At 68.3% G+C, this 12,789-nt stretch carries 11 protein-coding genes; 8 read left to right on the top strand and 3 right to left on the bottom strand.

Annotation, left to right across the window (positions count from 1 at the left end; translation table 11 throughout):
- Positions 1-67: 67 nt before the first annotated feature.
- Positions 68-823, bottom strand: a complete 756-nt coding sequence (locus tag ACTRWB_RS37115; protein WP_446904833.1) for a TerC family protein — start codon at positions 821-823, stop codon at positions 68-70.
- A gap of 108 nt (positions 824-931) precedes the next feature.
- Here ACTRWB_RS37115 and ACTRWB_RS37110 point away from each other — a divergent pair, with 108 nt between their 5' ends.
- Entirely contained in the window at positions 932-1,825 is an 894-nt protein-coding gene (locus ACTRWB_RS37110) for a LysR family transcriptional regulator (RefSeq protein ID WP_412022123.1), read from the top strand.
- A 114-nt stretch (positions 1,826-1,939) separates the two neighbouring features.
- Positions 1,940-3,037 carry a DUF2242 domain-containing protein gene (locus ACTRWB_RS37105; protein ID WP_446904832.1) on the top strand — a complete coding sequence of 366 codons (1,098 nt, stop codon included), beginning with the start codon at positions 1,940-1,942 and terminating at the stop codon, positions 3,035-3,037.
- A gap of 244 nt (positions 3,038-3,281) precedes the next feature.
- On the opposite strand, the gene ACTRWB_RS37100 is transcribed toward ACTRWB_RS37105, so the two are convergent.
- Entirely contained in the window at positions 3,282-4,202 is a 921-nt protein-coding gene (locus tag ACTRWB_RS37100) for a pyridoxal-phosphate dependent enzyme (protein ID WP_446904831.1), read from the bottom strand.
- A gap of 265 nt (positions 4,203-4,467) precedes the next feature.
- Between ACTRWB_RS37100 and ACTRWB_RS37095 the strand changes: the two genes are divergently transcribed.
- The 6 genes from ACTRWB_RS37095 (at position 4,468) to ACTRWB_RS37070 (ending at position 12,481) form a co-directional block, all read left to right on the top strand.
- Positions 4,468-5,379 carry a LysR family transcriptional regulator gene (locus ACTRWB_RS37095; protein ID WP_446904830.1) on the top strand — a complete coding sequence of 304 codons (912 nt, stop codon included), beginning with the start codon at positions 4,468-4,470 and terminating at the stop codon, positions 5,377-5,379.
- Positions 5,380-6,132: 753 nt separating this feature from the next.
- Positions 6,133-7,338 (top strand): MFS transporter, encoded by a 1,206-nt coding sequence (locus ACTRWB_RS37090; protein WP_446904829.1) that lies wholly within the window; start codon positions 6,133-6,135, stop codon positions 7,336-7,338.
- A 559-nt stretch (positions 7,339-7,897) separates the two neighbouring features.
- Positions 7,898-8,395 carry a Csu type fimbrial protein gene (locus tag ACTRWB_RS37085; protein WP_226800118.1) on the top strand — a complete coding sequence of 166 codons (498 nt, stop codon included), beginning with the start codon at positions 7,898-7,900 and terminating at the stop codon, positions 8,393-8,395.
- Between the two features lie 15 nt (positions 8,396-8,410).
- Complete coding sequence (locus ACTRWB_RS37080; RefSeq protein WP_129514189.1) at positions 8,411-9,130, top strand: fimbrial biogenesis chaperone; 720 nt, start codon at positions 8,411-8,413, stop codon at positions 9,128-9,130.
- Between the two features lie 7 nt (positions 9,131-9,137).
- Positions 9,138-11,522 (top strand): fimbria/pilus outer membrane usher protein, encoded by a 2,385-nt coding sequence (locus ACTRWB_RS37075; protein WP_446904828.1) that lies wholly within the window; start codon positions 9,138-9,140, stop codon positions 11,520-11,522.
- A complete protein-coding gene (locus ACTRWB_RS37070) occupies positions 11,519-12,481 on the top strand; it encodes a Csu type fimbrial protein (RefSeq protein ID WP_446904827.1) in 963 nt (320 codons plus the stop codon). The genes ACTRWB_RS37075 and ACTRWB_RS37070 overlap by 4 nt, the downstream gene beginning before the upstream one ends.
- A gap of 16 nt (positions 12,482-12,497) precedes the next feature.
- On the opposite strand, the gene ACTRWB_RS37065 is transcribed toward ACTRWB_RS37070, so the two are convergent.
- Positions 12,498-12,788 (bottom strand): hypothetical protein, encoded by a 291-nt coding sequence (locus ACTRWB_RS37065; protein WP_129514186.1) that lies wholly within the window; start codon positions 12,786-12,788, stop codon positions 12,498-12,500.
- Position 12,789: the final 1 nt, after the last annotated feature.

Below are 12,789 nucleotides of genomic sequence, written 5' to 3'. Positions count from 1 at the left end.
GACGTACGCATTCCGGATGCAGGCGCGCGAGCCGGCCGCCATCGTGGCCGGCCTCGCACGCGCCCGCTCAACGGCCTTCCACCCGCGCGGCGCGCTTCGACTTCGCGCGCCGCGCCAGCATGTTCATGCCCTCGACGAACGCCGAGAACGCCATCGCCGCGTAGATGTAACCCTTCGGCACGTGCGAACCGAAGCCTTCGGCGATCAGCGTCATGCCGATCACGACGAGGAACGACAGCGCGAGCATCACGATGGTCGGGTTGCGGTCGATGAAGCGTGCGAGCGGCTGCGCGGCGAACAGCATCACGGCCACCGCGACGATCACCGCGACGAACATGATCGGGACGTGCTCGGTCATGCCGATCGCGGTCACGATGCTGTCGATCGAGAACACGATGTCGAGCATCACGATCTGGCCGATCGCGGCCCACACCGTCAGGCCGGCCGCGCCGCCGGAACCGCCCGCGCCTTCGCCGTCGTGCGACACGTGATGATGGATCTCCGTGGTCGCCTTCCATACGAGGAACAGGCCGCCCGACAGCAGGATCATGTCGCGCCACGAGAACGCGTGGTCAAAGAGCGTGAACACCGGTTTGGTCAGGCTCGCGATCCACGCGACGCTGCCGAGCAGCGCAAGCCGCATCACGAGCGCGAGCGCGATGCCGAGGCGCTGCGTGCGGGCGCGCTGCGCTTCGGGCAGCTTGTTGCTGAGGATCGAGATGAAGATCAGGTTGTCGATGCCGAGCACGACTTCCATCACGACGAGCGTCAGGAGCGCGGCCCAGACGGCGGGGTCGGCGGCAAGCGTCAGCAGGTAGTCCATGAAATGGGCCGATACGAAAGTGGAAAGCCCGATGATATTCCGCCCCGAACTTCGGAAAAATCAGAGAGAATCTGAATTTAGGTTCGGTTTTTCCGATATATCGATCCGATGCTGAATTTCCGACATCTGTACTATTTCTGGGTCGTCGTGAAGGAAGGCGGCTTCGCGCGGGCGGCCGGACGGCTCGACATGGCCGTGCAGACGATCAGCGCGCAGGTGCGCGAGCTCGAGAAATCGCTCGGGCACCAATTGCTGCGCCCGGCCGGGCGCGGCGTCACGATGACCGACGCGGGCCAGGCCGCATTTGCGCGCGCGGAAGCGATCTTCGAGATGGGACGGCTGATTCCCGACGAAGTGCGCGCGGCGGCCAGCCAGCCGACCGTGCGGCTCGCGGTCGGCCTCGCGGACGGCATCTCGAAGCTCGCCGCGCACGCGATCCTCGCACCGGTGCTCGACACGCCCACGCTGCGGCTGCTGTGCCACGAGGGCGAGCACGATGCGCTGCTCGCGGAACTCGCGCTGCATCACCTCGATCTCGTGCTGGCCGGCCAGGGCGCGCCGTCCGGTTCGAACCTGCGCGTGACGAGCGAGCGGCTCGTCGCGTCGCCGGTCGACTGGTACGGGCCCGCGGCGCTCGTCACGCCGGCCGCGCGGCAACGCTTTCCGCAGTGCCTGGCCGACCTGCCCGTGCTGCTGCCGACCGCGCATTCGGCGCTGCGCGCGCGCCTCGACCAGTGGCTGGAAGCGGAGCGGATCGTGCCGCGCGTGGCCGGGGAATTCGAGGACAGCGCGCTGATGGCCGTGTTCGCGGCGCGCGGCCTCGGCGTGTTTCCGCTGAGCGAGCTCGGCGCGAACGATGCGTCGCTGCTGCGCGGCCTCAGGCGGCTCGGACGCGCCGGCGACGTGACGGAAGAGATCCACGCGATCCGCTCGCGGCGCGGCGAACACCATCCGCTGACGTCGCAATTGCTCGCCATGACGCGCGCCGCGCCGGCCGGCTGAAGCGAGCGCGACATCAAACGAAACTATAATGACGCCCCGGCCATACGAGATTGCCGCGCGCATCATCCACGCACCGCCACTGCGCGACATCTCGCGAGCCTTCTGAAAGACGCCATGCACAACCGATTTCGCCTGTTTTCCGTTTCGTACGCGCTCGCGGCCGCGACCGTGCTGGCGGCGTGCTCGTCGCCGCCCAAGCCGATCTACCAGCAGGAACAGTTCGATGCGACGACCAGCCCGTATGCGCATACGTTCCACTCGAAATCCGACGCGACCTGCGAGGCCGCGCGGCGCGCGCTGCTGAGCCAGGGTTACGTGGTGTCGTCGTCGCGCAACGACGCGGTCGACGGCAGCAAGAATTTCCAGCCGAACAACGACATGCACGTCGTGATCGAGTTTCACGTCGTGTGCGCGGATGCGAACGCGGACGGCTCGTCGAGCATCGCTTACGTGAACGCGGTGCAGGACCGCTACACGCTGAAGAAGTCGAATACGTCGGCCAGCGTCGGCCTGAGCGTGTTCGGCTCGCTGTCGCTGCCGATCGGGTCGAGCGACGATGCGCTCGTCAAGACCGCGAGCGAGACGATTCCCGCCGGCGTGTTCTATGAGCGTTTCTTCAATCTCGTCGACCATTTCCTGAAGATCGACCCGGCCCGCCGCGACCGCGCGACCGTGAAGGCCGCCGAGAAGGAAGCCGTCACGCCGCTGCCCGAACCCGCGCCGACGCCGCAAGGCGAACCGATGAAGATGACGACGCCGGTCGTGCCGACGCCGCCCGCCGCGCCGGTGCCGCTTTCGGTGCCGGGTGTGGTGCCTGAATCGGGTGCGAATGTCGTGCCGGCTGCTGCGTCGGCCGTCGTTGTGCCGGCTGCGATGCGTGCTGCCGCGCCGGCGGGGGCTTCGGGGTCGGTGGCTGCATCGGCGCCTGTGGCGGCGTCCGGTTCGGCACCTGCGCCGGCTTCGGCTCCTGTGTCAGCTTCCACGCCTGTGCCCACTTCCAGCCCTGTATCGGCGCCTGCCGTCGCAGCATCGGCGCCGGCCGCAGCTACGCCGGTCTCGGCTGCACCTGCCGCCGCGGCATCTGCCCCCGCATCGGCATCCGCGCCTTCGAGCGCGTCGCCTGCGCCGGCGGACAAAACGCCGGCGCCTGCCGCCGCCAACCCCGCCTCGTCGTCAGCACCGTCCGGTGCAAGCGCACCGACCGCGAACTGACAGGCCGTCCATATCGTCGCGCTGGCCCGCATCCCGCGCAGCGCGACGATACGCTCTCCTTCCCCGTCATTCTCCGCAGAAAATCCCGCGCCTCAGGCTACCTGCCGACTGCGTAGCCATCATTGTCTCAACGGGAAAGCGACCGTGACGCCTCGTGGCAGCCCACGCGAGGCAGACGCCCACGGTCACCGAAGCCAACAACCATCCGGCCGTTACCCGACAAACCCGCGCGCCGCCTCCCCGCTTACCGCAACTTCGCGCGCAGCGTCTGCAGATCCTCGACGGTCGCCGTCACGCCGCCGCAGGCGATCACGGCGATCTCCTTTGCCGACGCCAGCACGGGCACCGGCCGCTCGAGCGCGGCCAGCGCGGCGCCGCACGCGGGCTCGACGACGATCCGGTGTTCGTCGAGAAACCGCAGCGACGCGTCCACCGCTTCGGCATCGGATACGACGACGGGATGGATCTCGTGGCGCGTCGCCCATTCGACTGCCGCGTCGCACGGTCGCTTCGCGCCGAGCGACGTCGCGATGCTCGTGATCGCCGGCAATTCGACGGGGTGCCCCTGCGCGAGCGAGCGCGCATAACAGTCGGCGCCTTCCGTTTCGGCCGCGACGACCGGCACATCGTGCCAGCCGTTGCGCGCCAGCCCTTCGAGCACGCCGCACAGCAACCCGCCGCCGCCGACCGCGAGCACGACCGCATCGGGCTTCGGACCGGCCGCCGCCATCTCGTCGATCATCGTCGCGTGGCCCTGCCACAGCACGCGGTCGTCGAACGGATGCACGAACGCGTCGTGCTCGCCGAGGGCCGACTGCGCAAACGCGTTCGCCTCGGCCCAGCTCGCGCCGTGCACGACGAGCTCGGCGCCTTCGACGCGGATCAGCTCGCGCGCGCGGGCCGACGCGCTTTCCGGCACGACGACGAGCACCGGCACGCCGAGTTCGCGGCCGCAATACGCGACGGCGATGCCCGCGTTGCCGCCCGACGACGACACGAACCGCCGCGCGCCGGCCGCATGCCGCGCTTCGCAGGCGGCGCCGATGCCGCGCAGCTTGAACGAGCCCGACGGCTGCAGCGCATCGAGCTTCAGCCGGATGGTCCTGCCGAGCCGGCGGGACGCGATTTGCGAGCGGATATAAGGGGTCGGGATATGAAGCGGCATGGGATCGGACGCGGCGAGATGGAAACGAAGGGAACGCACACGACTCGTGAGCGAGTGCGGCAATGACGGCCATCGTACGGCACGCCCGTCATGCTTTNGGCATGGGATCGGACGCGGCGAGATGGAAACGAAGGGAACGCACACGACTCGTGAGCGAGTGCGGCAATGACGGCCATCGTACGGCACGCCCGTCATGCTTTCCAATACCATCGAATGACGTTTGTTATGCTTCACAGGTATATCAACGAACCGGAATGGACACCACATGCGCCAGATCGAACTGCGTCACCTGCGCTACTTCGTGGCTGTCGCGCAAGCCGGCAGCGTGATGGGCGGCGCCCGTGCGGCCGGCATCGTCCAGCCCGCGCTGTCGCGGCAGATCCGCGAACTCGAGGACGCGATCGGCACGCCGCTGCTGATCCGCCGCGCCACGGGCGTCACGCTCACGGCGGCCGGCGCGAGCTTCCTGCAGGATGCGACCGGCCTGCTCGCGACGCTGCAGGACAGCCGTGAGCGCGCGTTGCGCAGCGCGGCCGGCCAGCTGGGTGAATTGCGGCTCGGCGCGCTGCCGAACTGCCTGCCGCTGCCGGTCGTCGCGAACGTCCTCAAGGCGTTTCGCGATGCGTGCCCGGACGTGAAGCTGTCGATCGCGCCGATGCTGTCGGCCGAACAGGCGAGCGCGCTGGTGCGCGGCCAGCTCGACGGCGGGATCATGGCGTGGCGTCGCGACGAGGCGCCGCACCTGTCGGGCGTGCGGCTGCTGAGCGACCGCTTCGTGCTCGCGATGCCCGCGCCGCCGGGCGGACGCGTCGACACGCCGCGTACGCTGGCCGACGTCGCGAACGAGCCGTTCGTCTGGTTCGACGCGCAGCGCTCGGCCGCGCACCACCGGTTCCTGATGGCGCAGTGTCAGCAGGCCGGTTTCACGCCGCGCATCGCACAGGTCGGCAGCGACATCCCGACGCTGATCGGCCTCGTCGCGGCCGGGATGGGCTGTGCATTCGTGCCGGAAAGCGCGTCGCCCACCTGTCCGCGCACGGTCCGGCTCGTCGCGCTCGACGAGCTCGCGAGCCGCTTCGACATCGAGTTCGTGTTCGACGGCGCGGCGGCCGTACCGTCGCCGGTCGTCGCGCGGTTTCTTGCGACCGTGCGCGACGCGGCCGGTGCGCCGGATTGACCAGGCGTCGGACGCCGGGCGCCGGCCGCGTCGGGCAAGCGATCCTGCGACGCGATTCGCGTCACCAATTGACGAGCGGATTCCGATATCCGTTAGAGCGACGATTTAGCCGTATTGACGCGCTAAACAACGGCGTCGTGCCCACTAAAAATCTCTCCAAACGATGACGACGGATGCCGCAGCGCCGGCATTTTTAAATTGGCACCAAAAACGGCCGTTTAACGCCCGTTCGAATTGTCATGTGCCGAAATATACTTCGCACGCATCCAACCCTCGTGCCAAAGAGAGGATGCGTTTCCGCCCCGGTCACGGTCCCCCTGTGGCCGGGGCTTTTTTTCCCGCACGCCTTGCCGACAAAGCACTTTCAGCCAGGAGGCGATGTTCGCGCCGCGTGTGACCGGCGCTTGAACAGCCGGCCGGATCTGCCCGACCGCGCGGTCGCCGCACGATGCCCGAATCGTCGCGCGGGTCTGCCATCGATCGATTGCGAACCGCCATCGGATCGCGATTCGCCGGGCGATGAACCTCCCTTTCTCTTTACAAAAGCCGATCCCGAAAGGCTCCATCGTTCTCCCGCCCCGCCCGAGCGCCATCAGCGAGTTTCGCGCGCATGCGCCCGCGTCCCGCATTGTTGACATGAAATCAAGATAATTTCCTTCCAACGCGGCTTTTTCCGCAAAAGTAATGCGGGCACACTTCGCGCTATCCGCAACGGCTCCGTGCCGTTGCCTCTCGAATACCGGAGCCCATCGCGTGAACGCCACGACTTCTTCCCCTTCCCGCCCGGGCGGCAGTGCCGCGCTGCCGCTGCTGGCGCTCGCCGCCGGTGCGTTCGGCATCGGCACGACCGAGTTCTCGCCGATGGGCCTGCTGCCCGTGATCGCCGACGGCGTGCACGTGTCGATCCCGCAGGCCGGCATGCTGATCAGCGCCTATGCGATCGGCGTGATGGTCGGCGCGCCGCTGATGACGTTGCTGCTCGCGCGCTGGTCGCGCCGTTCGGCGCTGATCGCGCTGATGTCGATCTTCACGATCGGCAACCTGCTGTCGGCCGTCGCGCCGGACTACACGACGCTGCTGCTCGCGCGCCTCGTGACGAGCCTCAACCACGGCGCGTTCTTCGGGCTCGGCTCGGTGGTCGCGGCCAGCCTCGTGCCGCGCGAAAAGCAGGCCAGCGCGGTCGCGACGATGTTCATGGGGCTGACGATCGCGAACGTCGGCGGCGTGCCGGCCGCGACCTGGCTTGGCCAGATCATCGGCTGGCGCATGTCGTTCGTGGCGACCGCGGGCCTCGGCCTGATCGCGATCGCCGGCCTGTTCGCCGCGCTGCCGAAGGGCGAAGCCGGCAAGATGCCCAACCTGCGTGCCGAACTGTCGGTGTTGACACGGCCTATCGTGCTCGGCGCGCTCGGGACGACGGTGCTCGGCGCCGGTGCGATGTTCACGCTCTACACGTATGTCGCGCCGACGCTCGAACACCTGACCGGCGCGACGCCCGGTTTCATGACCGCGATGCTCGTGCTGATCGGTGTCGGCTTCTCGATCGGCAACATCGCGGGCGGCCGCCTCGCCGACCGCTCGCTCGACAGCACGCTGATCGGTTTCCTGTTACTGCTGATCGCGACGATGGCCGCGTTCCCGCTGCTCGCCAGCACGCATGCGGGCGCCGCCGTCACGCTGCTCGTCTGGGGTGTCGCGACGTTCGCGGTCGTGCCGCCGCTGCAGATGCGCGTGATGCGCGCGGCCCACGAAGCGCCGGGGCTCGCATCGGCGGTCAACATCGGCGCGTTCAACCTCGGCAACGCGGTCGGCGCGGCAGCCGGCGGTGCGGCGATTTCGGCCGGCTTCGGCTACGCGGCGGTGCCGCTCGTCGGCGGGCTGATCGCCGCAGCCGGACTCGCGCTCGTCATGCTGCAGATTGCGCAGCGCCGCCGCGCGCCGGCCACCGCGAATTCGTAATCGCGATACGTCGGACCGGCGTCCAATAGTGTCCACCTGCCTACGGCCGCGCAATGCGGCCGTTTTCGTTTTCAGCTGTCAATCCGTAATCTCCGATTCTTCAATCAAAAAATCCGGAATATCGCTGCACTCCGTCGCCGCGAAAATCAAATCCATTCACCGGACTACTGGAATCGGTTCAATCCGCTCAAATGATTCGCCGCCAACCCATTCCATCAAGCGCATTGGTTTCCGATTTTTATTAAATGATTCAATAATCGATGTTATTCATGAAAATCGTGTCACACCCTACATGAGTCACGACCACGTTGCCGTTTCGCAGGCAAAACTTTCACCCGAATCGCGCAAGACAAGATCAAAAAACGCAATGCTTCCAGTCTTTATTAACATAAAGAAAAATTCGACCGTGACAAAATGAGACAACTCGAACTTTGAGATTGAAAGACTCGCCGATTCGTATCAGGATTAATGAAGTCGTGGCAAACAACGCGCGGCACAAATCCAATGAAAAACAAATCGACGGGGGACCATTGTGAAAGTCGCCATCGCTTCCACGGTTTTGTCGCTCGCACTGTCAATCGGCCTTGCGACGCCCGCCGCCGACGCGGCCACCTATTCGAACGGCACTGCAACCTCCACCTTCAACGTCACGCTGACGCTGCAGCCGAACTGCGCGATCACCGCGAATCCGCTGGCGTTCGGCACCAACGGCGTGCTGTCCGCCGCGCTCAACCAGCAGACGACCTTGAGCGTCACCTGCACCAATACGACACCGTACAACGTCGGTCTCGACGCGGGCCAGGTCGCGGGGTCGACCGTCTCGAGCCGCCTGATGGCCGGCACGGCAACCGGCAACACGTCGACGACCGTCGGCTTCCAGCTCTACCAGGATGCCGGACACACGACGATCTGGGGCAACACGCAAGGCACCGACACGGTGGCCGGCACCGGCTCGGGCACCGCGCAGTCATTCACCGTCTACGGTCAGGTGCCCACGCAGACGACGCCGAAGCCCGACACCTATCAGACGACCGTCACCGCAACCGTTTACTTCTGACCGGCGCCGCCTCGCATGACCGCAATACGTCGAACGCTCGCCGCGCTGCTGTGCGCGGCCGGCGCCGCGCACGCCGCGTCGCTGCAGATTTCCCCCGTCACGATCGAATTCGGCACCGACGACACGGCCACCGGCATCACGCTGCGCAATTCGGGCGAGCGCCCCGTGTACGGGCAGGTGCGCGTGTTCCGCTGGGACCAGGCCGACGGCCAGGACAGGCTGACGCCCACGCAGGATCTCGTCGCGAGCCCGCCGCTGATCGAGGTCGGCACGCAGTCCGAGCAGTTGATCCGTGTCGTGCGCGCGTCGCGCACGCCGTCCGGTATCGAGCAAAGCTACCGGCTGCTGATCGACGAGCTGCCGCAGCCAGGCGAGGCATCGACCAACGGTGTGTCGATCCGGCTGCGCTACTCGATTCCGGTATTCGTCGAGCCCGCGATCAACGGCGCGCCGCAGCTCGACTGGACGCTGCTGCGCAGCAACGGCGGCTGGGTGCTGCGCGTGCGCAACGGCGGCGCGCGCCGCGCGCAGCTGGCGTCGGTCGAGCTCGTGACCGGCGACGGCCACGCGTACCCGCTTACGCACGGGCTGCTCGGCTACGCGCTCGCGGGCCGCACCAGCCAGTGGAGCGTGCCGCTGCCGGCCGGCGTCGCGCTCGGCGGCAAGGTCACGGTGCGCGCGGCCGTCAATTCGCAGCCGGCCAGCGCGGTCGTCGCGGTGGAGCCGCCGGGCTAGACCGCCGGTGCGCCGCCCGGCCCCTTCCCCTTCGCCACGCGCCGGCCCGTTTCCGGCCATCGGACGCGGAACGCCGCGACGCGCGGCGCGCGCCGTGCTCGCGGCCGCCGTGGTCAGCGGCCTGCTCGCCCCCGGCTACGCGCGCGCGGACGAACCCACGGCGCTCGTGATGACCGACAGCGTGCACGACGTGATCCTCGAAGTCAGCGTCAACGGCGAAAACACGGCGCTGCTCGCGCACTTCCGCGAACGCGACGGCCACCTGTCTGCGAGCGGCGCCGACCTGCGCACGATCGGTTTCGCGACCGACCGGCTCGGCATCGCCGACGCGGCGACGGTCGATCTCGACACGATTCCCGGCCTGCGCTACCGCTACGACGTGGCGCGCCAGAGCGTCGACCTGCAGATGCCCGACACGCTGCGCCGCCCGTACGCGGTCGACAGCCGCGCGTTGCCGGCCACGCAGGCGGCCACCGCGTCGCGCGGGATCGCGATCAACTACGAGGCATACGCGCAGACGATCGGCGACTGGCAGTTCTCGCTCTACACCGACGTGCGCTACTTCGATCCGAACGGCGTGTTCAATAGCACCGGCACCGCGACCTTCTACAACGGCGAGCGGCGTTACACGCGCTTCGAGACATCGTGGAGCCATTCGGACCCGGCACGGCCGAGCACGACGCAGATCGGCGACGCGATCTCGGGATCGCTCGCGTGGACGCGCGCGGTGCGCCTCGGCGGCTTCCAGTGGCGCAGCAACTTCGCGCTGCGGCCCGATCTCGTGACGTTCCCGATCCCGTCGCTCGCGGGCTCCGCCGCCGTGCCGTCGGCGGTCGACCTGTACATCAACAACGTGCGCCAGTACACCGGCAACGTGCCGAGCGGCCCGTTCATCATCCACGACGTGCCGGGTATCACGGGCGCCGGCCAGGCGACCGTCATCACGCGCGACGCGCTCGGGCGCACCGTCGCGACCTCGGTGCCGCTCTACGTCGATACGCGCATGCTGTCCCCCGGGCTGTCGAGCTATTCGTTCGAAGCCGGCTTCCTGCGCCGCAACTATGGGCTGCAGTCGTTCGACTACGACGCGCGGCCAGCCGTCAGCGGCTCGATGCGGCGCGGCGTCAGCGACGCGCTGACCGTCGAGGGGCATGCGGAAGCGGCCGGCGGCGTACTCAACACCGGCGTCGGCGCGCTGATGCGTCTCGGTTATGCGGGCGTCGTGAGCGGCGCGGTCGCGGGCAGCGTCGGCCGTTATCCGGGCACGCAGGTGAGCGTCGGCTACCAGCTGATCGCACCGCGCTTCTCGATCAACGCGCAGACCATCCGCGCCTTCGGCCGCTACGGCGATCTCGCGTCGCGCGAAGGCGCGTCGGTGCCGTCGGCGACCGACCAGGCGACGCTCGCGCTGCCGTTCATGCACCGCCAGACGCTGTCGCTCAGCTATATCGGCTTCCGGCTGCCGCAAGGCCCGAGCGCGCGGATCGGCACGGTGTCGTACACGCTGAGCCTCGGCGATCTCGCGTCGCTGAGCGTGAGCGCCTACCGCGATTTCGCGCAGCAGGGCACGAACGGCGCGTTCGTGTCGCTGAACATCGGGCTCGGCCGCAACACGTCGATCAACGCGACCGTCGGCCGCCAGCGCGGCCAGTCGAACTACACCGTCGACGCGAGCCGCCCGCCCGACTACGACGGCGGCTGGGGCTGGGGTGCGCAGACCGGCGGCACCGGCGCGGTGCCGTATCGGCAAGCGCAGTTGCGCTATCTCGGCCATGCGGGCGAGGTCATCGCGGCCGCGCAGACCATCGACCGCCAGACCGGCGCGTCGCTCGACGTCAGCGGCGCGCTGGTGTTCATGGATAGCAGCCTGCAGTTGTCGCGCCGGATCGACGACGGCTTCGCGCTCGTGTCGACCGACGGCGTCGCGGGCATTCCGGTGCTGCACGAGAATCGCGTGATCGGCACGACCGATCGCGCCGGACACCTGCTCGTGCCCGACCTGAACGCGTACCAGAACAACCAGGTCGCGATCGATTCGATGAAGCTGCCCGCCGATGCGCGAATCGCCCGCACGTCGATGACGGTCGTGCCGCAGGCGCAATCGGGCGTCGTCGCGCATTTTGGCGTATCGCGCTATCGCGCGGCGTCGGTGATCCTGCGCGACGCGGCCGGCCGCCCGCTGCCGGCCGGCGCGCGCGTGCATCACGCCGAAAGCGGCGCGGACACGATCGTCGGCTACGACGGGCTCACGTTCATCGACGGACTGAAGGAGGACAACCATCTCGTGATCGACTACGGCACACAACGCTGCGTCGCGGAATTCGCGTTCACGACGCCCGGCAACGGCACGCTGCCGACCGTCGGCCCGCTCACCTGCCGGGCCGCGCCATGAGGCTCGTCCTGCTGCTCGCAATCGCGTTCGCCGCGTGGTGCGGCGTGCCGCGCCACGCGCAGGCCGAATCGTGCACGGCCACCGCGTCGACGGTGAGCTTCGGCTTGGTCAGCCCGATCTCGCTCGCGTCGGTCACCGCGACCGGCACCGTCAGCGTCACGTGCACGTGGTCCGCCGTCACGCTGACGCCGAACGTGCTCGTGTGCCTGAATCTCGGCGGCACGAGCCCGCGCAGCCTCGTCAACGGCGGCAACGCGATGCAGTACGACCTCTATCTCGATGGCGCGCATTCGGTCGCGTGGGGTTCCGTGTATTCCGGCACGACGCCCGCGTCGGTGACGCTCACCAAACCCGCGCTCGCGACGAGCGCAAGCGCGACGGTCACGGTGTATGGGCAGATCGCCGCGAACCAGCCGACCGTGCCGACCACCGGCAACAGCACCACGACCTACTCGCAGCTGTTCAGCGGCACCACGACGTCGATCAACACGGGGTTCTACCTGCTCGGCGCGCCGACCTGCGCATCGCTGACGACGTCGAACGGCACCTTCCCGTTCACGGCGACCGCGGACGTCACCAACAACTGCACCATCAGCGCGACCAACGTCAGCTTCGGCACAGCGAGCCTGCTGTCCGGCGCACTCGCGGCGACCGGCTCGATCACCGCGCAATGCACGAACGGCGACTCATGGAAGATCGCGCTGGACGGCGGCGGCACCGGCAATGTGACGGCGCGCCAGATGCAGCGCAGCGGCGGCGGCGGCACGATCGGTTACGGGCTTTACACGGACGCCGCGCGCTCGATCGCGTGGGGCGACGGCACGGGCGGCAGCTCGACGGTCACGGGCGTCGGCACGGGCACGTCGCAGGTCGTGACCGTATACGGCGCGGTACCGGCGCAGACCACGCCCGCGCCCGGCAACTACAGCGACAAGATCACCGCGACGATCAGCTTCTAGCGGGAAAGGGAGCCGTTCAGAACGTGACGGTCCACGCGGGCGGCGCGCCCGCACCGACGCTGCGCGGCGCCGTTCGCACGTCTGGCAGCGGTGCGCGGCTCAGCACGAACGGCGTGCCATGCACGCAGCTGACGCTCGGCATGTCCGCATCGGCGGCCTCGCGCGCGCCCGCGCCGATCGTACAGATTTCCGGAATGGTGAGACTGACCCGCAGCGGAATCGACGGCTCGGTACCGCCGGCGAGCGACCATGCGCCCAGCGCCGCGAGCGCGAGCGTGCCGTGTTTGATTCGGCCGGTTGCGTTCATC

The sequence above is a fragment of the Burkholderia sp. YIM B11467 genome, from assembly GCF_052952715.1.
Note: the sequence above shows the minus strand (reverse complement) of the source record. Positions and strands in the feature narration are given on the sequence as shown.